The organism is Streptomyces sp. WAC06614 (genome assembly GCF_003949795.1).
GTDB lineage: Bacteria > Actinomycetota > Actinomycetes > Streptomycetales > Streptomycetaceae > Streptomyces.
This window is the reverse complement of record NZ_RPRY01000040.1, coordinates 1-22,561: the sequence shown is the minus strand read 5'-3', so window position 1 is coordinate 22,561 and position 22,561 is coordinate 1. Positions and strand designations below refer to the sequence as shown.

Genomic DNA, 22,561 nt, shown 5'->3' with positions numbered 1-22,561 from the left:
ACAGTCGTCGCCCAGAGTTCACCGTGGCGACGGGGGTGATTCACTTCCGGTGCCGGAGTCGGACGCGTTCGAGGATGAACGTGTGGACTGTGGGGCAAAGGCCCCCGACCCCCGGTCAGACGCAAGAGAGGGACACCCATGCGGGACGCGTACCACGAGGAACTGGACTCGATCGGGGAGGGCCTGGTCGAGATGGCCCGACTGGTCGGTTCCGCGATCGGGCGGGCGACGACCGCCATGCTCGACGCCGACCTCAAGCTCGCCGAGAGCGTCATCGCCGCCGACGAGAAGATCGACGACCTCCAGCACGACCTGGAGGCCCGCGCGATCGCCCTGCTGGCCCGCCAGCAGCCCGTCGCCACCGACCTGCGCATCGTGGTCACCTCGCTGCGCATGAGCGCCGACCTGGAGCGCTCGGGCGACCTGGCCCAGCACGTGGCCAAGCTGGCCCGGCTGCGTTTCCCGGAGACCGCGGTCCCGCGCGACCTGCACGCCACCATCCTGGAGATGGGCCAGCTCGCCCAGCGTCTGATGGCCAAGGCCGCCGAGGTGATCATCACCAAGGACGTCGACCTGGCGATGCAGCTGGAGCAGGACGACGACGAGATGGACGGCCTGCACCGCACGCTGTTCCAGCACCTGATGGACGACCGCTGGAAGCACGGCATCGAGACCGCGGTGGACGTGACCCTGCTGGGCCGCTACTACGAGCGCTTCGCCGACCACGCGGTGTCGGTGGCCAAGCGCGTGGTCTACCTGGTCACCGGTGAGCACGCGGACGACTTCCAGGCGCCGACCCAGGTCGAGGGCGTCTGAACGCTCCGTGACGGGCGCGCCCGCGCATCGCCGTCGGCGTAGGGGTGAGCCACAGTGCGCCGTTGACGCGCCTGCCGGCCTGGGCATGAATGAGGCGAAAGGCAGTACGAACCGACCCCGTACGCCTGCGAGGAGGAACCATGCCCGATTCCCCCGTTCCCATCACCCCGGAGCACGAGCAGCCGCAGCAGCCGGAGCCGGTGCGCCTGCCCCTGCTGGCCGCGTGCGGCTGCGGCTCGGGCTGCGGCTGCGGCTGCCAGTCCGGCGCGCCGTGCCAGTGCGGCTGACCCCGCACCGTACCCGGGACGAGGGGCCCCGGCCCGGTTCACCACCGGGCCGGGGCCCCTCGTCGTAGCGGCGACCCGGCGGCGGCGTCCGCGGCGGCGTCAGGCCGGGCGGCCCGCCGGCGCCGGGTCGCGCGGTCCCGCGCAGACCACCAGCGAGCCGAGCACGTCCACCCGGGACGGCACGACGTAGGCCCGTCGCGCGCCCCTCACCCGGTCGCAGAGCCCCTCGTCCTCCTCCCCCTCGAACACCCCGAGCACCACCTCGCGGGCCTCAGCGTCCTCGCAGCCGACCGGCTCGGGCCGGTCCCGCCGCCCCCCGGCCAGGCAGTCGCCGACCGCGATGCCGCCGTGCTGCTCCCGCCAGTCCTCGACGTACGCGTAGCCGGTGAGCAGCAGGAGCACCCCGACGCACACCCCGCCGGCGACCCGGTTGACCTTTTTCCCCATCCCCATGGCCGGATCCTGTCAGAGCATCCCGATCATGGAACAGCCCCCCGCCCGCCGGGAACGGCGCTCGGGGGGCCGTGCGCGTGCGCGGCGCCGGGGCTACTTCTTCTTGCCCTGGTTCTTGACGGGGCCCTTGGGGAGCTGGGCCTTTGCCGGTCAGGGATGGTGGGTCCGTGCGCCTGGTGGTCGTCGTCGGTCGTCATGGGTCACCCTCGGGCGGCCTATGACGGCCCAGGGACGACCCGGGTCACAGCTCGACCGGGCCCGTGCAGGCCGTCTGATCTCAGCGCGACGGACGTTTTGGAGGGACCGGTCCCGGGATCACGTCCTTGCCTAGGTGTTCCTTGACCAGGTACTTGAGCTCCGGCCCTTCGATGAGCTGAAGCCGACCATGCTGACGGGCGAAGTCGTGACTGGCCCTGCCGAACCATGAAGTAGTGATGAGGATGCCCTTGGCGGCGCGCTTGTGCTCCACAACGCCGGCCAGCGCCTGAACTGCCTCGACACCCACGAGCTTGCTGTAGCGCTTGGCTTGGATGATGCACTCGCCGTTGAAGACTGGGTCCTTGCTGACGGCCACCGCATCGACACCTTCGTCCTTCGAGGCCTGGGTGTTCCATGCCTCCATCCCGATCGCTTCGAAGAGTTGGCGGATCAGGTGTTCGAACTCGGTGGGGGTCAGCTTGACCAGTACGGGCCGGCTGTCGAGGTCAGCTACCACGTCCATGCTGTCCATCAGGCGGTACTTGGTCATATCGAACTCGATGATGGGCCGGATGGGTTCGAGATCGTAAGGGTGGGGAGAGACAAGGGCATTGAGTCCCTTGAGACAGGCGGCTGGATCGACCTGGCTGAGGCGCAGCTTGCCGAACTGCTCCCTGCTGGCGCTCAGTGTGACGAGACAGGGTGAGACCTCCTGACCAGTAGCTCGGTCGATGGTCTTGACGTGACCGTTCAGGGTGACGCCGTTGACTACCCGGTCGGGGTCGCCGGCCAGGATTTCGTGCACAGTCCGTAATGCGACTTGTGCCAAGACAGACGAGTAGATCTCCTTGCGTTCCTTCTCAGGCCGAGGTACCGCGGTCGTCTCGTCCCGGCTCTTCACATACCTGTAGCCGCGCGCGGCGGGCACGATCGTCTCCGGCGGCAGCTGAATCTCGACAAGGACGTCCCCGGTAGCGGGCCGGAAGGCGATGCGGTGCTCGTGCGGGAAGCCCATCGGGTAGGACGAAGCTTCGAGGACGGCCCCCAGGTGCGCTTCCACTGCTTCAGGATGGCCAGCGCGATATGCCTCGCGCTGCTCATCCAACTGCCTGTTGAAGGCCTCGACCTCCTCAGCGGCCCACTGCTCCGCCTGGCGGTGCTCCGCGCGCTTCTGCTCCAGCGTCTCCCGGCGCTTTTCCTCAGCTCGCGCGTGCCGCTGCTGCGCTTCGCTGAATCGTTCACGGGCCTCGGCGACCTGGGCCTCGTATCGCTTCCTGCCGATGCCCAGGACGGCAGCGAGCCCGCCGGGCTCTGGGGGTGCGAAGTCTTCCCACCGTGGTGAAGGCTCTGGTCGGGACCAAGGCCGTTCATCTAACACTGTCGGCGTATGAGTCCTCCGCCGGCGCCTGAACGTTGTGGGCGGGGCACCGACCAGAGCGTCACGCAGCAACTGGCTCAGCTGGTCGACCTCGTGCTCGACCCCGATCGTCTGCACCCTGGCCTGTTGGGCTTGCTGCTCCAGATATGCAGCCTTCCGCTCTTGCTCCCGCCGTTTGCTGGCCGCTTCAGCAGTCTTGCGGGCACGCTCCGCTTGGCGGGCCTGTTGCTCCTGGGCCCGTCGCAAAGCCTGTTGCTGCCGCTGGTACTCGTTGCCTCGGCCACCACTGCGCTGCGCCACTCGCTAGCCCCTCCCCTGACTCGGCTCCCCAGAGCTGCATTCCCCTCTCATCCCGCAGAATCACGCATCTTGGGGACGTGGATCCCCCTGAGTGCGGCAGTTGCGACACGGCAATGAGCCTAGGGACGAGTTCGGAGCCACAGCTTGGGAAGCTGAGGTGTTTTAAGGAACGCATCTGGCGACCTCTTCGTCTCGACCTGTCGGATAGAGGCGTGGTGAGGGCTGCTGGGTCGATCGGACGTCGCACGGAGGCCTTTTACGATCCGGTTGCCATCACGGCGGGCGTGTAAAGACGACGAAGTGAATTCGCTACGACTTCTACCACCATGAGTCAGATGGGTGGCCGTCTGCTGTCAAGCCATACCGAAGGACCCTCCTCCACTGAGACTGGTCTTTGTCTACTCGAGCCAGCTCCCACAACGCCCAGGTCACGCCGCCGTCGGCAGCCAGGCGAGCCAGACGCTCTGCCGAGGCAAGATCACCAGCGTTCGCACGAATGATTGCCAGATTGGCCAGCCCATCCATGAGTCCAGCGGCTGCGGCCTTGTGTGCATATTCCTCTGCCGCCGCCTTATCTCCGGCGTCTTCACGCATCTCAGCAAGTACTACGAGCGCCATCCGGTCACCATCGGCAGCGAACTCCTCGAATTTACTTTCGGCAACCTCCTTACTGCCCGCACGTTGCTGAATATCGACAAGGCTGCGAAGCCGGAATTGCTGAACGCCTCCGGCTGCCTGGCGTTGCAATCTTTCTGCTTCTCCTTGACGACCAAATTTTCTAACGATCTCAGCCAAGGCGCGGCGGGCTTCAGTGAGTCCATATCCGGACAGGCCGCCATCCATAGCTTGGCGGTAGAACTGCTCTGCTCTGATCGAGTCTCGGGCCCTTTTGCGAATGTGCCCCAAGGCGAGCAAAGCTTCTGGGTGACCTAGATCGGCGGCCTGGCGATAAAGAGGCTCGGCTCCGTTTGAGTCACCGTCCTCCATCCGAGCTGCGGCTAGGATGACGAGCGCGCTACCGTCTCCCCTTTCGGCAGCCTGGTACGCAAAAGTCTCGGCGCGGCTCTCGTTTCCGACTTGATGTGCCATTTCTGTCAGCAAGGCCAGTACGCCAGGTCTTTCAGCGATCCGTAGATAGAGGCTCGTTGCGTGGAATATTCGCCCTCTTGCGCGGGCCGCGTCGGCCAGGGCATGAAGGTCAGCGGCGTTTGCAAGCAAATGGGCGGCGTTCCAGAACGATTCCGGCGGGACGTCAAAGCGCCGGCCGCTTCGGCCGTGGTGGAACAGGTAGTCGGCGAGCTGAACCACGCCAGGGCAAGCACCCATGCCAATTGGGTGCGGCACGGGGGAGAAGGCCGATACTACGTTTTTGATGGGGGCGCGAGCATAGGCAAGAGCATGTGTTTCCCAGTCGTGGGGTGCAGTAGCTCGCTGGGTATCGGTGAGGTAGCCGGGAACCGCGGCAGTGAGGAAGTCCAGTGGCAACGGCTCCGTGACACCGAGCCGCTGGGCGTCGATGGCTGCGGTGATGAGAGCCTTTCCGTATGGACCGAAGGGGCCAGTAGGACGCTCGTAATGGTCGACCAAGTCCGGTCCGGCAGCCAGAGTTTGGGTGACCAAGCCCGTAGCCTTGCTCGTGTGGTGCACTGTAGCCAACGACCGGTCAAGATGGATCTTCTGCTCCAGCGCCGTCAGGTCAATGCCGCTGAAGTGATCCGGTACATCGTGGACCGTTGCCTGATCCAATAAAGCCCGAACCTGCGCCCTTTCTCGAACTTGGCTGGTTGAATATTCCTGATAATACTCCGGCCACAGTGTCGCAATAACAATACGGGGACCATCGGCCTCCAGCAGGCGGCGCAGCGCAGCGGCACATGCCTCCCCGGCAGGGCCATCCAGATAGTTCTGCGCTTCGTTAAGCCACAGCACGGTCTGTGGCTGGACAACATCAGCGGCCAGGGACGCGAGCAAACTGCCTGCATCTTTAGGGAACAGCAGTTGCCAATCTGACACACAGGCCTGCACAGCTTCAAAGGCAGTACGAGTCTTGCCCGTGCATGACCCCCCGCGTAGAACTTCGAACTCAGTGAGGGCGCCACGTGCAATAGTCTCGATGCGGTCACGGAGCCCTTCGTCGTGATGCCTTCGCAGGTACGTTGGCAGAACAAATGGCCCTGATTTGCTGTGTTGTTCACCGGAGATGGCCGCATGGACCCCTAGCTGCGCCGCTGTCCATTCTGACACTGGGCGGGCCTTCTCTACGCTGGCGTTCGGCAGAGGTGGCACGCCCTCCAAAGCATGGACGTAGATATGCTGATCTCCAGCTACCTGGATGATTTGCGCGTTCCCCGAGGCCTTTGCCTGCTGACGTACCCGATCGGGGCCATTTTGCTCCACCCGTGTCCTATCTCTCAATGCGCCGGTTTCGGTGACTCGCCTCTTGCTGTCTTACGATCGATTGCCGCCGGTGATCAATGTCGCCAGAACTCGCCACCGCAGCCTGCATAGTCGCCTCCGGGCTGTCCGGCCTGCACAGCAGCCCATGCTGGCACGTAGAGACCTGCACAGACCTGGAAAAGTCGGAGTCCGGACCGACCGGGAACGGGCAGCAGGCACCGCGGCCGGCAGAGCGGCTTTGGGCCTGGAGCTGCTTCGGCGCGAGTGATCATGGCACCGTGGTCGGGTGGATCTACCCCCACGTGCGTGCCGCCCTCAGCGCGGCCGTGGACGACGGGCACCTCCCCCGGAACCCGTGCGCCGCACGCTCAGTCCGTCCACCGACTGTGGACAACAAGCGCGTCGTGACCTGGACGCCGGAACGGGTCTCCGCTGTCCGGGCCGCCATGCCCGAGCGTTACCAAGCCATGGTCGACCTGGCGGCGGCTGCGGCCCTCGGCAGAGCGAGATCCTGGGCGTGACCGTCGACGCGATCGACTTCGAGTCGGACACCCTCCACGTGATCGAGCAGCTCAAGCTGAGCGGCAGCAAGCCGGTATTCGGCCCCGCCGAAGGGTGGCAAGCTCCGGGACGTACCGCTTCCCGGCCCAGTCGCTGACGCCCGTCGGGCCCACATGAAGCGGCTCCCTGCGGTCGAGATCACCTTGCCGTGGAAGGTGGCGGGCGGTCCTCCGGTGACCAAGCGGCTGATCTTCACCGGGCCCCGCGGCGGGCACATCTGGCGTACGTCGCTCAACGAAGAGGCCTGGAAGCGGGCCCTCGCCTCGGCCGGCGTGATCCCCGAGCGGAAGCCAGGCGGGTCGTACGCCGGGGCGCGCGAGAACGCCATGCATGCTCTGCGCCACTTCTACGCCTCGGTGCTCATGCCGTCGAGCCAGGAGCGCACCCGCTAGGCGGTCGCCGCCGTCTTCGACACGGCGCGGTCGGACCTGCCCTGACGGCCCAGAGACGGCGAAAAGCCCCCTCCCAGCGGAGAAACCGCAGGTAGGGGGCTTACTCGTTAGCGCTTACTTCTTCTTGCCCTGGTTCTTGACGGCCTCGATGGCGGCCGCGGCGGCCTCCGGGTCGAGGTAGGTGCCGCCCGGGTTGAGGGGCTTGAAGTCGGCGTCGAGCTCGTAGGAGAGCGGGATGCCGGTCGGGATGTTCAGGCCCGCGATGTCGGCGTCGGAGATGCCGTCCAGGTGCTTGACCAGGGCGCGGAGCGAGTTGCCGTGGGCGGCGACCAGGACCGTGCGGCCGGCCAGGAGGTCCGGGACGATGCCGTCGTACCAGTACGGCAGCATGCGGACGACGACGTCCTTCAGGCACTCCGTGCGCGGGCGCAGCTCCGGCGGGATCGTCGCGTAGCGCGGGTCCTCGGACTGGGAGAACTCGGTGCCGTCCTCGAGGGCCGGCGGCGGGGTGTCGTACGAGCGGCGCCACAGCATGAACTGCTCCTCGCCGAACTCGGCGAGGGTCTGGGCCTTGTCCTTGCCCTGGAGCGCACCGTAGTGGCGCTCGTTCAGCCGCCAGGAGCGGTGGACCGGGATCCAGTGGCGGTCGGCGGCCTCCAGGGCGAGCTGCGCGGTGCGGATCGCGCGCTTCTGGAGGGACGTGTGGACCACGTCGGGCAGCAGGCCGGCGTCCTTGAGCAGCTCACCGCCGCGGACCGCCTCCTTCTCGCCCTTCTCGTTGAGGTTGACGTCCACCCAGCCGGTGAACAGGTTCTTCGCGTTCCACTCGCTCTCGCCGTGGCGGAGGAGGATCAGCTTGTACGGTGCGTCGGCCATGCCGACGAGCCTAATGGACGCCCCGGGGCAGCGGCGCGCGGCCCGGGTGCCGCCCCGCCGGGGCGCCGATTGACGGCCCGCGTCAATTCGGTGGCGCACGGCGGAGCCGCATTTGTAACGTGCCGCTTGCTGGAGGGCCACTTACACCGCCGGGGGGATTTCCGTATGTCCGTTGAGTCCGTCAGACGGGCCGCACGCGAGAGCGTCTCCGGTCTGCCGCGCGCCTTCTGGTGGCTGTGGGCGAGCACGCTGGTGAACCGGCTCGGGGCCTTCGTCGCCACCTTCATGGCCCTGTACCTGACCCTGGAGCGGGGCTACTCGGCGTCCTTCGCGGGACTCGTGGCCGCCCTGCACGGGCTGGGCGGGGTCGTCTCCTCGCTGGTCGCGGGAGTGCTGACGGACCGGCTCGGGCGGCGGCCGACGATGCTGGCCGCGAACGTCGCCACGGCGCTGACGGTGGCGCTGCTCGGCTTCATGGAGCACCCGGCGGCCATCGCGGCGGTCGCGCTCCTGGTGGGCATGGCCTCGAACGCCTCCCGCCCGGCGGTGCAGGCGATGATGGCCGACATCGTGGCCCCCGAGGACCGGGTGCGGGCGTTCGCGCTGAACTACTGGGCGATCAACCTCGGCTTCGCCGTCAGCTCGGTCGGTGCCGGATTCATCGCCGAGTTCAGCTACCTGGCCGGCTTCCTGGTCGAGGCCGCGCTGACCCTGGCCTGCGCCCTGCTCGTCTACGTCAAGCTGCCCGAGTCCCGCCCGGAGCGGGACGCGGCGGCCGGTGCGGGCGGGGGCGGGGGCGGCGCCGGGGAGATCGGGCTGCTGTCGGTGCTGCGCGACGGCCGGTTCATGGGTGTGGTCGGGCTGTCGTTCCTGATCTCGCTGATCTTCAGCCAGGGGTCGGTGGGCCTACCGGTGGCGATGGGCGCGGAAGGGTACTCGCCCGGGGACTACGGCCTGGTCATCGCGGTGAACGGGGTGCTGATCGTGCTGATCCAGCTGCCGGTCACCCGGTTCGTCGAGCAGCGCGACCCGCGGCGGCTGCTGGTGGTCTCGGCGCTGCTGGTCGGTTACGGCTTCGCGCTGACGGCGTTCGCCGGATCGCTGGCGGTGTACGCGCTGACGGTGTGCGTGTGGACCCTCGGCGAGGTGATCAACTCGCCGGTCCAGATGAGCATGGTCGTCCGCCTGTCCCCGGTCCACGGCCGGGGCCGCTACCAGGGCGTGTACACGATGTCCTGGGCGGTGGCCTCGCTGGTGGCGCCGCTGATGGCGGGTTCGGTGATCGACAGCTTCGGAGCGGTGTGGCTCTGGGTGGCCACCGGTGTCCTGGGCACCGTGGCGGGCGCCGGCTACTGGCTCCTGATGCGCGACCTCCCGACCCCGGCCGCGGCCGCGCCCGCGAAGCCCGCCGGGGCGGACGCGGACGGCGACGGCGACAGCGACAGCGACAGCGACAGCGACAGCGACAGCGGCAGCAACGGCGACGGGGCCAGGACCCCGGCCGGGGCCGGGGCGGAGCCCGTCGGGGTCAGGCCGTCGACGGCTGGGTGAGGTGCTTGAAGGCGTCCAGGTTGCGGGTGGACTCGCCACGCGAGACGCGCCACTCGTACTCCCGCTTGATGGCGCCGGCGAAACCCAGCTCCAGCAGGGTGTTGAAGGCGCCGTCCGAGGCCTCCAGGACGGTGCCGAGGATCCGGTCGAGCTCCTCGGGCGTGACCGCCGCCAGCGGGAGCCGGCCGGCCAGGTAGATGTCGCCGAGCGCGTCCACCGCGTAGCCGACGCCGTAGAGCTTGAGGTTGCGCTCCAGCAGCCAGCGGTGGACGCCCTGCTCGTTCTCGTCGGGGTGCCGGATGACGAAGGCGTTGACCGACAGCGAGTGCCGTCCGACCTTCAGCGAGCAGGTCGTCGACAGCTTGCGGGTGCCGGGGAGCTGGACGACGTACGCGCCCGGCCCGGGGGACTCCCAGGTCAGCCCGGCGTCGGCCAGGGTGCTCTCGATGATCTCCGCGGTGTCAGGCATGGGGGGAGCGTACGCGACGGCGGTGCTCCTGCACGGCCGCGGTGTACACGTCGGCCGTGCCGCTCGCGGCGGTGTCCCAGCCGAAGGACTGGGCGTGCCGGGCGGCCGCGCGGCCCATCCGGTCGGCCAGGGCGGGGTCGTCGGCGAACCGGCGCAGCCGGGCGGCGTAGTCGGCCGGGTCGTGGCCGGGCACGAGCAGGCCGGTGACCCCGTCGTCGACGGCGACCGGCAGGCCGCCGACCTCGGCGGCGAGCACCGGCGTGCCGGCGGCCTGGGCCTCGATGGCGACCAGCCCGAAGGACTCGTTGTACGAGGGCATGACCAGCACGGACGCGGCCCGGAACCAGTCGGCGAGCCGGTCCTGCGCCACCGGCGGGTGGAAGTGGACCAGGTCGGTGATGCCCAGCGCGGCGGCGAGCTTCTGCAACCCCTCGGGCTTGGCCAGGCCGCTGCCGCTGGGACCGCCGACGACGGGAACGAAGAGGCGGCGGCGCAGCGAGGGGTCCTGGTCGACCAGGTGCGCCACGGCGCGCAGCAGCACGTCGGGGGCCTTCAGCGGCTGGATCCGGCCGGCGAACAGCGGTATCAGCGCGTCCTGCGGCAGGCCGAGGCGGGCCCGGGCGGCGGCCCGGCCGTCGCCGACGGTGAAGCGGTCGAGGTTCACGCCGGGGTGGACGACGGCGACCTTGGCGGGGTCGGCGTCGTAGTACCGGACGAGCTCGTCGGCCTCCTCGGCGGTGTTGGCGATCAGCCGGTCGGCGGCGGCCACGACCTGGGTCTCGCCGATCACCCGGGCGGCCGGCTCGGGGGTGTCCCCGGCGGCCAGGGCGGCGTTCTTGACCTTGGCCATGGTGTGCATGGCGTGCACCAGCGGCACGCCCCAGCGCTGGGCGGCCAGCCAGCCGACGTGGCCGGAGAGCCAGTAGTGGGAGTGGACCAGGTCGTAGTAGCCGGGCCGGTGGCCGGCCCAGGCCTGCATCACCCCGTGGGTGAAGGCGCACAGCTGGGCCGGGAGCTCCTCCTTGGCCAGGCCCTCGTAGGGGCCGGCGTCCACGTGCCGCACGAGCACGCCGGGGGCCAGCTCCACGCACGGCGGGAGGCCGCCCTCGGTGGCCCGGGTGAAGATCTCCACCTCGATGTTGATCGCGGCCAGCCGCTTGGCGAGCTCCACGATGTAGACGTTCATCCCGCCGGCGTCGCCGGTGCCGGGCTGGTGCAGGGGCGAGGTGTGCACGCTGAGCATGGCCACGCGGCGCGGCCTGCGGTGGTGGACGACGGCCGGCAGGCGCAGCCGGTGCTGCTCCGCGTGGCGGGACAGGCGGCCGGCGGCGAGCCTGCCTCCGAGCCGGGACACGTACTGGCTCAAGGGAGCAGTCCTCTCGGTTCGGGGCCTTGCGGGCATAGGTCAGGGGGCCTGACGTCCGGGCATGACGACGAGGGCGCGGTACGCCCTTCACCGGGTGCAACCAGCGGGGGGCCGTCCGGCATTCCACGGTCGGGCGGCTCCCTGGAGGTTTGCCGGATTTTTATCCGGGCCGGTCGTTCCGCTTACCCTCGGCGCATGGCCTCCCGCACCCCTCCCCCGAGCCGCCCGGTGGGCACGGTCACCCGCGGGACCACCAACCCGAACCGGCTGCGCCGCATGGACCGCTGGATCGCCGCCGTGCACGGGCCGGCGCTGCGCCGGGCCGACGCGCCCGTGGCCGTCGACCTGGGGTACGGGGCCGCGCCGTGGACGGCGGTGGAGCTGCTGGCCCGGCTGCGGACGGCGGCCCCGCGGGTGCGGGTGGTCGGCATCGAGATCGAGCCGGCCCGGGTGACGGCCGCGAAGCCGTACGAGCAGGAGGGGCTGTCCTTCCGGCACGGCGGTTTCGAGGTGCCGCTGGACGGCGGTGAGCGGCCCGCGCTGATCCGGGCGGCGAACGTGCTGCGGCAGTACGACGAGGAGCAGGTCGAGGCGGTCTGGCGGCGGCTGTGCGCGCGGCTGACCCCGGAGGGTCTGCTGGTGGAGGGGACCTGCGACGAGATCGGGCGACGGCACGTGTGGGTGGCGCTGGGCCCGGAGGGAGCGCGCACGGTGACCTTCGCGACCCGGCTGGGCTCCCTGGAGCGGCCCTCGGACCTGGCGGAACGGCTACCCAAGGCGCTGATCCACCGGAACGTGCCGGGTGAGCCGGTGCACGCGTTCCTGAAGGACTTCGACCGGGCCTGGGCGGCGGCGGCCCCGTACGCCTCGCTGGGCGCCCGGCAGCGGTGGATCCGCACGGCGCGGTCGCTGGCGGTGGACTGGCCACGGACGCGTACCACCTCGCCGAGGGCGAGACCAAGGCCCAGTCCGAGAAGATCGTCGAGCTCGCCCGCAAGGTGCAGGACGGGCAGGAGCGGCTGACCGGGCTGAAGAACAAGGCCGGCGCCGCGGCCCGTGCCCAGTACCGCTCGGGCGGCCTGCCGCCGGGCGCCCAGCTCGCACTGAGCAGCGACCCGAGCATGTACCTCATCGGCCAGGACCTGTTGCGCCAGGGCGAGAAGGCCACGGCCGGCACCATCTCCGAACTGACCCGCACCCAGAAGCAGTTGCAGCAGTACGCCATCGACGCGAGCGCACGCTGGCAGGTCCTGGAGGAGAACCGGGTCAAGCAGGAGAACGCCAAGAGGGAGATCGAGCAGAAGATCAAGGCCGCGGAGGAGCTGGAGAACAAGCTGGAGGCCGAGGAGAAGGCCCGGCTGCTCCAGCTCGAACAGGAGGACCAGTACAAGGCGCAGAAGGCCTGGCTCTCCACCGGCGTGCTGAACGGGACCCACGGCGCGGCGTCGGAGGGCGGCAAGCGGGCCCTCGCCTACGCGGTCGCCCAGATCGGCAAGCCGTACGTGTGGGGCGCCGAGGGTCCGGACTCCTTCGACTGCTCCGGCCTGACCTCCCAGGCCTGGCGGGCCGCGGGGCGCACCATCCCGCGGACCTCGCAGGAGCAGCTGCGACTGCTGCCCAAGGTCGCGGTCAAGGACATGCGCCCCGGCGATCTGATCATCTACTTCGACGACGCCAGCCACGTCGGGATGTACGTCGGCGACGGCGCGATGGTCCACGCCCCGCGCCCGGGCCGCAGCGTGACCCTCGCGGGGGCGGGCTCGATGCCGATCAAGGCGATCGTCCGGCCGGACGCGTAACGGGCCGGCGCCGGCGTCCCGGGGGACGAGACGGGAAGGGCCCCGGTCGTGACGTACGTCATCCCGGGGAACGGGACGACGTACGCGATATCGGCACATGACGGCGGCAGGTGAGACCTTGGCCATTGACGGTCTCCGGTCAAGGGCCGCTAGGGTCGCCTCCGAGCGCACCCTCGGGGGGAGGGAAGGAACCCGAATCGATGCCCGTACCCGTACCGCGGCAGAGGGACACCCCGGCCGCGGAGAGCGGTCAGGCCACCCTGCCCAGCGCGACACCGCAGGTCCTGACCCTGCTGGTGATCGACGACGACCCCGCCGGAGGTCTGACCGTCCCCGAGGTCCTCGACACCGACGGGCACCGCATCCGGCTGCGCACCGCGCGTAACCTCACCGAGGCCGCGCGGCTGCTCACCCCGGACGTGCACTGCGTCCTGCTCGACCTCTCGCTGCCGCGCACCGCCACCCGGGCGGCACCGGCGGGCGCGCCGGCCGGGTCCGCGACCGGGACCGGACCGGCGACGGCCGCGGACGGGTCCGCCGGGGACCGGCTGGACACCCTGCGGGAGCTGCTGCGGCTCGCCCCGCGGCACGCCGTGCTGGTCGTCACCTCCGAGGCCGACGCCGAGCGCGCGGCCGAGGCGGTCCGGGTGGGCGCCACCGACTTCCTCTTCCGCGACGAGCTCGACGGGCGGCTGCTCAACCGCGCCGTGCGCTACGCGGTGGAGCGCAAGCGGGCCGACATCGCCCAGTACAAGCTCGCCGAGTCCCGGCTGCGGGCCCAGGAGAACGCCCGGCTCGAACGCGGCCTGCTGCCCACTCCGCTGCTGGAGGGCTCCGACCTGCGGTTCGCCGCCCGCTACCACGCCGGGCGCAGCCGGGCCCTGCTGGGCGGCGACTTCTACGACACCGTGCGCACGCCGGACGGCACGGTCCACGCCATGATCGGCGACGTCTGCGGCCACGGCCCGGACGAGGCCGCCCTGGGCGTGGAGCTGCGGATCGCCTGGCGGGCGCTGACCCTGGCCGGGCTGTGCGGGGACGAGCTGCTGGCCACGCTGCAGCAGGTGCTGGAGGTGGAACGTCCCTGCGAGGAGATCTTCGCGACGCTGTGCACCGTGGACATCTCCCCCGACGGCCGCAGCGCGGGCCTGTGCCTGGCCGGCCATCCGGCCCCGCTGATCACCCGGCCGGGCCGGCCCGCGCGGCTGCTGCCGTACGAGGACAGCGGTCCCGCGCTCGGTCTGCTGCCCAAGGCCCGCTGGCCGCGCCGGCAGGTGGAGCTGGGCGGCACCTGGAGCCTGCTGATGTACACGGACGGGCTGATCGAGGGCCGGATCGGCGAGGGCCGTGAGCGGCTCGGCCAGGACGGCATGGTGGACATGATCAACCGGCACCTGGAGCGGGGCCTGCGCGGCGAACGGCTGCTGGAGGCGGCCGTCACCGAGGCCCGCCGGCTCAACGGCGGCGAGCTCACCGACGACGTGGCCGTGGTCCTGCTGGACCGGGCGGGCACCCGCTCGCGCCCCCGGGCCACCCGGGCCGGGGCGCCCGGAGCGGCGGCCGCGGCTCAGCGCCCGCCGTTGTAGGGCCCGTACGGCCCGTCGCTGCTGCTGCCCCCGCGCCGCCAGCCCCCGCCGACCTCGGCGAGGGCGGGCCGGACGTCGACCATGAAGACGATGCTGGCGATCAGGCCGGCGATCTGCAGGAACATCAACCCGCCGAGGACGCCCCACCACACCAGGAAGTCGAACAGGACGGTGAAGCCGAGCACCGTCGTCCAGAAGGTCTTGGTCTGCTTGCCGGCCGCCCGGTAGGCGTCGGTCCGCGCGACGGCCGCGAGCGCGCAGGCCGCGGCGGCGAACACCAGCATGCCGATGTCGATCAGCACCCAGATGGAATCGAACTTGTCCATCAACATGTCGCCTACCGCCTCTGCCGCCTCGTGCCCGACCGTCGGGACTGCCCCGCCTGCCACGCTCCACGCTACCGAGAGAACGGGCCGGACACCCCCAAGGTGCCCGACCCGTTCCGCCGTACGCCTGCTCAGCCCTCGGTGACCGCGGCCTTCTTGGCCGGGGCCTTGCGCGTGCCGGTCCGGCGCGCCGCCGGCTTGGCCTCCTCGGCCGCGGAGCCCCCGGTGGCGGCCTGCTCCGGCTCGGCGGCCGGCGCCGGGTCGGGCTCGACGACCGTGGCGACCTCGACGATCTCCTCGGCGACCTCGCCGCGCCAGGCGCGCACGGTCTGCTCGCCGTGCTCGGCGACCTTGTCGTACGTCTCCTTGGCGCGCACCGCGTACTCGGCGGCGACGCCGACCCCGCGCAGCGCGAGGTCCTGGGCGGCCTCGCCGAGCTTCTTCGGGTCGAAGGAGCCGAGCACCTCGGTGACCTTGGCGGTCACCGCGTCCTGGACCTCCTTGGCCTTCTCCTGCACCACCTTCGGGTCGGTGTTGCGGACGGCCTCGATACGGGCGGGCGCCTGCTCGCGCACCTGCTCGATCAGCGCGGGCACCTTCTTGGCCTGCTGCACGGCGAGGTCGGCCGTGCCGGCGGCGAAGTAGAGGGGGGTCGGGTCGGTGAGGGTCTTCTTCAGGTCATCGACGATGGCCATGGGGCTGGTCCTCCCGGATCACAGTTCAGTTCGTGGACGGCGACGGCTCGCCGTGACCTGCGTCGGGGTCGGCGCCGAGCCCGTTCTCCTTGCGGAACGACTCGTAGATCTGGAGCAGCACCTGCTTCTGCCGCTCGTTGATGCTCGGGTCGGCGAGGATGACGGCCCGCGTCTCCACCTCGCCCCGGTCCCGCTCATCAAGGATCCCGGCCTGCACGTACAGCGTCTCCGCCGAGATCCGCAGCGCCTTGGCCAGCTGCTGGAGGATCTCCGCGCTCGGCTTGCGCAGCCCGCGCTCGATCTGACTCAGGTACGGATTGGACACGCCCGCGGCATCGGCGAGCTGCCGCAACGAGAGCTGGGCCTGCCGCCGCTGCTCCCGCAGGAACTCACCGAGATTGCCGACATTGAGCGATGCCATGCACCGATCCTCCCCCACCTTGCTAACTTTTGCAAGCGCCCGCTTGCAACATCTCCCACGCGTCGGGCGGAGCACCCTCAGCCCACCGCCACCTCCCGCCGTCCGATCACCACCGTGGCGTGCAGGTCCTCCGAGGTGGTGGCGCGGACCGCGAGCCCCGCCGCGGTCAGGGCCGCGGCGGTGGAGGGGGCCTGGCGGGCGCTCGTCTCGATCAGCAGGTGGCCGCCCGGGGCGAGCCAGGCCGGGGCGGCCGCCGCCACCCGGCGCTGGACGTCCAGGCCGTCCGGGCCGCCGTCCAGCGCGGTCCGGGGCTCGTGGTCGCGGGCCTCGGCCGGGAGCAGGCCGATCGCGTCCGTCGGCACGTACGGGGCGTTGACCACCAGCACGTCCACCCGGCCCCGCAGCGACCGCGGCAGGGCCGCGTAGAGGTCGCCCTCGTGGACCCGGCCGCCGAACGCGGCGAGGTTGCGGCGGGCGTAGGAGAGGGCCACCGGGTCGATGTCGGCGGCGTGCAGCTCGACCGCGCCGGCCAGCTCCGCCGCGACGGCCGCCCCGATCGCGCCCACCCCGCAGCACAGGTCCAGCACCACCGCGCCGGGCCGGGCCAGCCCCGCCGCCTCCTGGACCAGGAACTCCGTGCGGCGCCGCGGCACGAACACTCCCTCGCCCACCGCCATCCGCAGCCCGCAGAACTCCGCCCAGCCCACCACGTGCTCCAGGGGCTCGCCCGCCGCCCGCCGGGCCACCAGCGCGGCCAGCTCCGCCCCGTCGGCGGCGGCCTCGGTCAGCAGCCCGGCCTCCTCCTCGGCGAAGACACAGCCCGCCGCGCGCAGGGCCTCGACGATCGATCCGCTCACCGGTCGCTCCCCGTCCGTGGGTACGTCCATGGTCACGTCCATGGGTCCATCGTCGTCGGCCGCCTCAGAAGACGTCCGGGCACCACGGGCTACGGGCCGTACGGAAGACCAGCTCGGCCCGGGCCACCGCCCCGGACCGCAGCTCCGCGACCCGGCCCAGCGCCGCCAGCCGTACCGCCGAGCCGCCGCCCAGGTAGAGCGAGCCCAACACGCCCGCGTCCAGGCGCAGGTCCGCCGGCACCGCCTCGTCCACGCGCACGCACTCGCCCGCGGCCGCGTCCAGCCGGTAGCGGCCGGCGGCCGGTCCCGTCGCGTCCGTCACCTCCAGCACCAGCGTGCCCGGCGCCTCGTACGTACGGGCCGACAGCGCGGCCGGCACGTCCAGCAGGCGGATCCAGAGCTGGTCGGCGGCCGTGACCGTGTGCGCGGCACGCGGGTCGGGCAGCAGGTCCGGCAGGAGGTCGTCGGGGGCGCGGTATCCGGTGCGGACCGTGGTCACGTAGTCGGTGGTGCAGACGAACTGCCACAGCGCCCGCTCCGCCTGCGGGGTCACGGCGAGCAGCTCGGTGACCGTCAACGTGTTCACCGGCACCTTGGCGTCGCTCCACCTGTCGTCCGAGCGGTAGGCGACATAGCCGTCGGTCCGGCCCTCCGGCGAGCGGTACGCGGCGAAGATCTGCCCGGTGTACGGGCGGAAGGACGGGCGGTCCAGGCCGGTGGCCATGTTCCAGTTCCACCAGCCGCGGCTGACCACGCCCGCCGTCCGCGCGGCCAGCCGGTCCAGCAGACCCGGGCCGAACTCCCGGACCTGCGCCGCGTCCACCACGTCGATCCGCCCGCCGCACTCCGGCGTGGACCGGCGCCGGTCGAAGCCGGCCCGCCGGACGTCGACCTCCCACTCCACCAGCGAGGTGGCGGGGCCGTAGCCGAACCGGCCGTAGATCGGGTGCTCGGCGGCGATCAGGGTGGAGACCACGTCCCCGCGCTCGCGGGCGGCGGCGAGCTCGTCGGCCATCATGCGGCTCAGCAGACCGCGCCGGCGATGGGTGGACAGCACCGAGACGTTGCTGATCGCCGAGGACGCGACCCGGCCGCCGCCGGGCACCGACACCTCCTGCGCGAAGCTGCGGAACGTCGCCACGCACCGCCCGGTCGCCCGGTCGTAGCCGCCGCGCACCCGGCCGAGGTCGGTCCACTTCAGCCGTAGGGCGGCGTCCTCGGGGGTCGCGCTCGGCGCGTCCAGGAATCCGATCTGGTTGGCCCGGATCCAGTCCGTGAACTCCGCTTCGGTGATCAGCCTGACGTCGACATCGCTCATGGGCCGCACGCTAACCGGCGACCCGTCGCACGTCGCCTGATTTATCCGCGCCCGCCCGCCCGCCGGCTACGCCAGCAGGTCGTCCACCTGCGCCTCGCCCTCCCGGTAGCGCCGGGTGATCTCCCTGCTGCAGTCGTCGGCCAGCCGCTGCAACTGCTGGCGCCGCCGCGAGACCTGCTGCTCGTAACGGGTCAGCCGGGCCATCCCCTCGTGCAGTTCCCCGTCCGTCCGCGCGTCGAGGTCGGACAGTTCGACGTCGGCCAGCATCTCGGCGGCCAGCCGCCGGAACTCCTCGCTCTGCGGGGTCCCCAGCGTCACGTGCCGCGCGGAGGCACTGCGCCGTGACGGGGCGTCGGCGAGGATCTCCGACAGCCGGTCCACCACGGGCGGTTCGTACACCGCGGGCGCCTCCGGGTCGGCCCGGCGGGCCAGTTCGGCCCGCAGGATGTCGATCCGGCCCTGGAGCAGCCGCCGTACGTAGCTCAGGTCGGCCTCGTCGCGCTGCGCGTCCCGGCGCAGCGCCCGCAGCTCGGGCAGCCCGAGCGCGGTGACCGGCTCGGGGGCGTCGGGCGCGGGAGCGGGCGGCGCGGTCGGGGTGGTGCCCCGCTGCGCGGGCGGCCGTACCGTGCCGGTGCCGGTGTCAGTGCCAGAAGTAGTCATCAGAACGTGTCCGTCCCCTCGACCGGTGCGGGAGCACCGCCTGTACGCATCGTGCCACTGACCGTGCGGCCCGGCCGTCCCCGTCCACCCGATCGGCCCCGGACGGGTGCACGCCTGGTACACAGGTGGTATGCGAGCAGTGGTGCAGAGGGTGGACGGCGCGAGCGTCGTGGTGGCCGGCGAGACGGTCGGCGAGATCGTGGGCGAGGGGCTGTGCGTCCTGGTGGGGGTCACCCACGACGACACCCCGGAGAAGGCGGCGCAGCTGGCGCGCAAGCTGTGGTCGGTGCGACTGCTGGACGGCGAGAAGTCCTGCAGCGACGTCGACGCGCCCCTGCTGGTGATCTCCCAGTTCACGCTCTACGGCGACGCCCGCAAGGGCCGCCGCCCCACCTGGAACGCGGCCGCGCCCGGCCCGGTCGCCGAGCCGCTGGTCGACGAGGTCGTCGCGCAGCTGCGGGAGCTCGGGGCGACGGTGGCGACGGGCCGGTTCGGGGCGGACATGCGGGTCTCGCTCACCAACCACGGCCCGTTCACCCTCGTCATCGACATCTGAGCCGCCGACGCCGGGCCGCCCGCGTCCGGACGGGGGCGGCGGCGGCCGCCGCCGCTACGGCTCGACCACGACCTCCTGCGCGGCCGCCGTCGGACCGGCCAACAGCGGCGCGTCCACCGGCACGTTCCGCTTCACCAGCGCGAGCGCGATCGGGCCGAGCTCGTGGTGGCGCACCGCGGTGGTGACGAAGCCGAGCTGACGGCCCTCCGGGCCGTCGGCGGCCAGCCGTACGGGCGCGCCGTGCGGCGGCAGGTGCACCTCGGAGCCGTCCAGGTGCAGGAAGACCAGCCGGCGCGGCGGCTTGCCCAGGTTGTGGACCCGGGCGACCGTCTCCTGGCCGCGGTAGCAGCCCTTCTGCAGGTGCACGGCGACGCCGATCCAGCCCAGCTCGTGCGGGATCGTCCGGTGGTCGGTCTCCAGGCCCAGCCGCGGCCGGTGCCCCTCGACGCGCAGGGCCTCGTAGGCCAGCAGGCCGGCGGCCGGGCCGTGCGCGGCGGCGAAGGCCGTCAGCTCGCCGCGCGGCAGGAACACGTCACGGCCGTACGCGGTCTCCCGGACCACGTGCTCCTTGGCCGGCTCCACCACGGACCCGGCGGGCAGGTGGACCACCGCGAAGTCGGCGGTGCGGTCGGCGACCTCGACCCGGTAGAAGAACTTCATCGACTCCAGGTAGCCGATCAGCGCCTCCTGGGTGCCCGGCTCCACGTGCGCCCACACCGTCTCGCCGTCGTCCACGAGGTACAGGGCGTGCTCGATGTGGCCGTTCGCGGAGAGGATCAGCGCCTCGGTGGCCCGTCCCGGCGGCAGGTCGGTCATGTGCTGGGTGAGCAGCAGGTGCAGCCAGCTCAGCCGTTCCGGGCCGGAGACGGTGACGACACCGCGGTGCGAGAGGTCGACGAAACCCCGGCCGTCCGCGAGGGCACGCTGCTCGCCGTACAGCTCGCCGTAGTGGGCGGCGACGCCCTCGTCACGGCCTTCTGCCGCCACGGCGCCGGGAAGATTGAGCAAAGGGCTGGTCATGCGCCCAAGCCTACGACTGTCCTACGAGGTCCCCGCGCGGTGCTCGGCGGCACAGCCGCGGCAGCGGCCGAAGATCGCGAAGTGTTTCATGTCGGTCTCGAAACCGAAGGTGGCGCGCAGTTGCGCGGTGAAGTCGGCGGCGATGTCCTGGTCGGCCTCGATGACCTCCTGGCAGTCCCGGCACACCAGGTGGATGTGGTGGTGCCGGTCGGCGAGGTGGTACGTCGGCGCGCCGTGCCCGAGGTGGGCGTGCGAGACCAGGCCCAGCTCCTCCAGCAGCTCCAGCGTCCGGTAGACCGTGGAGATGTTCACCCCGGAGGCGGTCCGGCGCACCTCGACGAGGATGTCGTCCGGGGTGGCGTGCTCCAGGGTGTCGACGGCCTCCAGGACAAGCTGGCGCTGCGGCGTCAGCCGGTAGCCGCGCTGCCGCAGGTCGCTCTTCCAGTCGGTGGTCACCACGGGGCCAGTGTAAGGGCGCGGAGGGGGCCGCGGTCGAGAGCGACCGCGACCCCCTCCGTCAGGGCTCTCAGGGCCCACCGGGCCCGTGCGGGCCGGCTCAGCGGAAGAAGGCGATGCCGTCGTCCGGCATGTCCGGGAGGTTGCGCGCCATCTCGGCGACCTCCTCGGGCGTGACGACCTTCTTGAGCTGGGCCGACATGTACGGGCGCAGCTCGACGTCCGGGGTGGCCTTCTCGCCGACCCACATCAGGTCGCCCTTGACGTAGCCGTACAGCCGCTTGCCACCGCTGTACGGGCCGGAGGCCGCGGTCCGGGCGACCGCGTCCGTGGTCAGGTCGATCTGCGGCTTCTGGTCGGCCAGCTCGCCGTACCAGACCTCGACGACGCCCTGGTCACGGACCATGACGACCTCGACGTTGCGGCTGTCGTCGATGCGCCAGTAGCCGGACTCCGACTCCAGCGGCCGGACCTTGTTGCCCTCGGCGTCGAGGGCCCAGGTACGGGAGGAGTACTCCAGGAAGTCCCGGCCGTCGTGGCGGAAGACGACTTCCTGGCCGAAGTTGCACTTCTCGTCACCGGGGAAGTCGAAGACGCCCGCGCCCTCCCAGGTACCGAGGAGGAAGGCGAGGGGGACGAGGCCCGGGTTCAGGTCGGAGGGGATCTGGATCATGGGTGGCAGCTCAGGCGATCTGTAGGGAGGGGGTCCGGGGCGGTCGCGGGTGACGGTGAGGTCAGCGCTGACCCTGGTAGAGCTTCTTCACGGCCAGGCCGGTGAAGGCGAGGACGCCGACGCAGACCAGGACCAGCAGGGAGGTGAAGAATGCCTCAAGCACGGGGTGCTCCTCGGAAGGGTTCGTCGGTTCCTCCAGGGTCGCCCGGAGGAAGGCAAGGGGCCGGCCCCCAGCCTACTGGCCCCGGGACCGGCCCACTCTGTGAGGTACGCCGTACCGATGATCAGCCGAGGAGCTGCTCCTGCAGGACGACGGCCTGCCGCACCGGAACGGGCGGGAGTTCTCCCTTGCGGGTCTGGACGATCACGGCCCGTACGTCGCCGGCCAGCACGCAGCCGAGCTTGGTCTGCTCGTCACCGGCCGGCAGGGGCTCCTGCTGGACGGTGACCCGGATCCCGGAGGTGGCGGTGCCGCCCGGGCGCTCCCCCTCGTGCCGCACCCACCCCTGGTCGTCCTCCAGCACGGGCGCGCCGGCGATCTTCGCGTCGGGGCCGCAGCCGGTGAAGGCGTCCGCGAAGCCCGAGGCCTGGAAGCGCAGCAGGTAGACGTGGGTGCGGGTGCCGTCCGGCATGGTCCAGCCGCGGCCGACGATCTGGCGCAGGCCGTCGTGGGTGAGGGCGTCCTTCATCTTCGGCCGTTCGTCGGCGGAGTACTCCTCCAGGAAGGCGTCGACCGGGATCGCGCCGTCCTTGTCCGCCTTGAGCGTGGCATCGGGTGCGGAGCCGTTCGGGGCCGGCAGCAGGAGCCGGCTCAGGGCCGCGTAGTGGATGCCGTCCCGGTTGTCGGGGGCGAAGGGCAGCGGGGCTCCGGCGGGGAGGTCCGGCTTGACCAGGGCCGGGTACGTCCAGCGGCCGTCGGTCCGCGTCGCCAGGCCCGGGAGGTCGGTCCGCTCGGCGCGGGTGATCCCGTACGCGACCCCGGCCCCGGTCACGGCGAAGACGGCCACGGCCGCCGTCCACCGCAGGGCGGCACGCAGCACCCGGCGGTCCCCGGCGGGGGCGGGCGCGGCCGGCGCGGCCTCGGGGGCAGTGGGGACGGCCGGCGCGGCCTCGGGGGCGGCGGCCGTCCCCACTGCCCCCGAGGCCGCGC

The 22,561-nt window shown here is 71.3% G+C and carries 23 protein-coding genes and 1 pseudogene; 8 read left to right on the top strand and 16 right to left on the bottom strand.

All coding sequences use genetic code 11. The features are described 5' to 3' along the window. Window positions 1–138: 138 nt before the first annotated feature. Together phoU and EF918_RS36835 are read left to right on the top strand one after the other, a co-directional pair. Window positions 139–816, top strand: a complete 678-nt coding sequence (gene phoU, locus EF918_RS08505; RefSeq protein ID WP_125643299.1) for a phosphate signaling complex protein PhoU — start codon at window positions 139–141, stop codon at window positions 814–816. A gap of 140 nt (window positions 817–956) precedes the next feature. Next, window positions 957–1,103, top strand: a complete 147-nt coding sequence (locus tag EF918_RS36835) for a hypothetical protein (RefSeq protein WP_185921654.1) — start codon at window positions 957–959, stop codon at window positions 1,101–1,103. A gap of 99 nt (window positions 1,104–1,202) precedes the next feature. Here the strand turns inward: EF918_RS36835 and EF918_RS08500 are convergent, their stop codons facing one another. The 3 genes from EF918_RS08500 to EF918_RS08490 all read right to left on the bottom strand — a co-directional run bounded on the left by EF918_RS08500 (window position 1,203) and on the right by EF918_RS08490 (window position 5,829). Further along, a complete protein-coding gene (locus EF918_RS08500) occupies window positions 1,203–1,556 on the bottom strand; it encodes a hypothetical protein (RefSeq protein ID WP_125643296.1) in 354 nt (117 codons plus the stop codon). A gap of 277 nt (window positions 1,557–1,833) precedes the next feature. Then, a complete protein-coding gene (locus EF918_RS08495; protein WP_260609982.1) occupies window positions 1,834–3,432 on the bottom strand; it encodes a restriction endonuclease in 1,599 nt (532 codons plus the stop codon). A gap of 318 nt (window positions 3,433–3,750) precedes the next feature. Next, window positions 3,751–5,829 carry a lipopolysaccharide assembly protein LapB gene (locus EF918_RS08490; RefSeq protein ID WP_125643293.1) on the bottom strand — a complete coding sequence of 693 codons (2,079 nt, stop codon included), beginning with the start codon at window positions 5,827–5,829 and terminating at the stop codon, window positions 3,751–3,753. Between the two features lie 290 nt (window positions 5,830–6,119). Between EF918_RS08490 and EF918_RS08485 the strand changes: the two are divergent. Continuing rightward, window positions 6,120–6,782, top strand: a pseudogene (locus tag EF918_RS08485) (tyrosine-type recombinase/integrase); the annotation flags it as partial. A gap of 114 nt (window positions 6,783–6,896) precedes the next feature. Here the strand turns inward: EF918_RS08485 and EF918_RS08480 are convergent. Continuing rightward, window positions 6,897–7,658, bottom strand: coding sequence for a phosphoglyceromutase (locus EF918_RS08480; RefSeq protein ID WP_125643290.1), 762 nt, complete (start codon window positions 7,656–7,658; stop codon window positions 6,897–6,899). A gap of 165 nt (window positions 7,659–7,823) precedes the next feature. On the opposite strand from EF918_RS08480, the gene EF918_RS08475 reads away from it, so the two are divergent. Next, window positions 7,824–9,209: an MFS transporter gene (locus EF918_RS08475; RefSeq protein WP_125643287.1), complete on the top strand. Its 1,386-nt coding sequence runs from the start codon at window positions 7,824–7,826 to the stop codon at window positions 9,207–9,209. Here EF918_RS08475 and EF918_RS08470 read toward each other — a convergent pair. Both EF918_RS08470 and mshA read right to left on the bottom strand, forming a co-directional pair. Continuing rightward, window positions 9,187–9,678 (bottom strand): YbjN domain-containing protein, encoded by a 492-nt coding sequence (locus EF918_RS08470; RefSeq protein WP_125643284.1) that lies wholly within the window; start codon window positions 9,676–9,678, stop codon window positions 9,187–9,189. The two genes, EF918_RS08475 and EF918_RS08470, sit on opposite strands and share 23 nt — an antisense overlap. Then, complete coding sequence (gene mshA, locus EF918_RS08465) at window positions 9,671–10,996, bottom strand: D-inositol-3-phosphate glycosyltransferase (protein WP_260609986.1); 1,326 nt, start codon at window positions 10,994–10,996, stop codon at window positions 9,671–9,673. The genes EF918_RS08470 and mshA overlap by 8 nt, the downstream gene beginning before the upstream one ends. 243 nt (window positions 10,997–11,239) lie before the next feature. On the opposite strand from mshA, the gene EF918_RS08460 reads away from it, so the two are divergent. The 3 genes from EF918_RS08460 (at window position 11,240) to EF918_RS08450 (ending at window position 14,429) form a co-directional block, all read left to right on the top strand. Continuing rightward, complete coding sequence (locus tag EF918_RS08460) at window positions 11,240–12,067, top strand: class I SAM-dependent methyltransferase (protein WP_260609980.1); 828 nt, start codon at window positions 11,240–11,242, stop codon at window positions 12,065–12,067. After that, entirely contained in the window at window positions 11,965–12,843 is an 879-nt protein-coding gene (locus tag EF918_RS08455; protein ID WP_260609984.1) for an NlpC/P60 family protein, read from the top strand. The genes EF918_RS08460 and EF918_RS08455 overlap by 103 nt, the downstream gene beginning before the upstream one ends. 200 nt (window positions 12,844–13,043) lie before the next feature. Then, on the top strand, window positions 13,044–14,429 hold the full coding sequence (locus EF918_RS08450; protein WP_125643275.1) for a PP2C family protein-serine/threonine phosphatase: 1,386 nt from the start codon (window positions 13,044–13,046) through the stop codon (window positions 14,427–14,429). Here the strand turns inward: EF918_RS08450 and EF918_RS08445 are convergent. From EF918_RS08445 to EF918_RS08420, 6 genes are all read right to left on the bottom strand, one after another. Continuing rightward, window positions 14,411–14,761: a DUF2516 family protein gene (locus EF918_RS08445; protein ID WP_125643272.1), complete on the bottom strand. Its 351-nt coding sequence runs from the start codon at window positions 14,759–14,761 to the stop codon at window positions 14,411–14,413. The genes EF918_RS08450 and EF918_RS08445 overlap by 19 nt on opposite strands. A 125-nt stretch (window positions 14,762–14,886) precedes the next feature. Next, on the bottom strand, window positions 14,887–15,450 hold the full coding sequence (locus tag EF918_RS08440; protein WP_125643269.1) for a hypothetical protein: 564 nt from the start codon (window positions 15,448–15,450) through the stop codon (window positions 14,887–14,889). A 25-nt stretch (window positions 15,451–15,475) separates the two neighbouring features. Next, on the bottom strand, window positions 15,476–15,871 hold the full coding sequence (locus EF918_RS08435) for a helix-turn-helix domain-containing protein (protein WP_125643265.1): 396 nt from the start codon (window positions 15,869–15,871) through the stop codon (window positions 15,476–15,478). Window positions 15,872–15,948: 77 nt separating this feature from the next. Then, entirely contained in the window at window positions 15,949–16,770 is an 822-nt protein-coding gene (locus EF918_RS08430; protein WP_260609979.1) for a putative protein N(5)-glutamine methyltransferase, read from the bottom strand. Between the two features lie 22 nt (window positions 16,771–16,792). Next, complete coding sequence (locus EF918_RS08425) at window positions 16,793–18,046, bottom strand: GNAT family N-acetyltransferase (protein ID WP_125643261.1); 1,254 nt, start codon at window positions 18,044–18,046, stop codon at window positions 16,793–16,795. Window positions 18,047–18,112: 66 nt separating this feature from the next. Further along, on the bottom strand, window positions 18,113–18,706 hold the full coding sequence (locus tag EF918_RS08420; protein ID WP_125643258.1) for an ABC transporter substrate-binding protein: 594 nt from the start codon (window positions 18,704–18,706) through the stop codon (window positions 18,113–18,115). Window positions 18,707–18,836: 130 nt separating this feature from the next. On the opposite strand from EF918_RS08420, the gene dtd reads away from it, so the two are divergent. Further along, window positions 18,837–19,262 carry a D-aminoacyl-tRNA deacylase gene (gene dtd / locus EF918_RS08415; RefSeq protein WP_125643255.1) on the top strand — a complete coding sequence of 142 codons (426 nt, stop codon included), beginning with the start codon at window positions 18,837–18,839 and terminating at the stop codon, window positions 19,260–19,262. Window positions 19,263–19,316: 54 nt separating this feature from the next. Here the strand turns inward: dtd and EF918_RS08410 are convergent, their stop codons facing one another. The 4 genes from EF918_RS08410 to EF918_RS08390 all read right to left on the bottom strand — a co-directional run. Next, window positions 19,317–20,282, bottom strand: a complete 966-nt coding sequence (locus EF918_RS08410) for a folate-binding protein YgfZ (protein ID WP_125643252.1) — start codon at window positions 20,280–20,282, stop codon at window positions 19,317–19,319. Window positions 20,283–20,303: 21 nt separating this feature from the next. Continuing rightward, window positions 20,304–20,741 (bottom strand): Fur family transcriptional regulator, encoded by a 438-nt coding sequence (locus EF918_RS08405; protein ID WP_125643249.1) that lies wholly within the window; start codon window positions 20,739–20,741, stop codon window positions 20,304–20,306. Window positions 20,742–20,838: 97 nt separating this feature from the next. After that, on the bottom strand, window positions 20,839–21,411 hold the full coding sequence (locus EF918_RS08400) for an FABP family protein (RefSeq protein ID WP_125643246.1): 573 nt from the start codon (window positions 21,409–21,411) through the stop codon (window positions 20,839–20,841). A gap of 284 nt (window positions 21,412–21,695) precedes the next feature. Continuing rightward, on the bottom strand, window positions 21,696–22,561 hold an 866-nt coding region (locus EF918_RS08390), incomplete at its 5' end, for a hypothetical protein (RefSeq protein WP_312847819.1).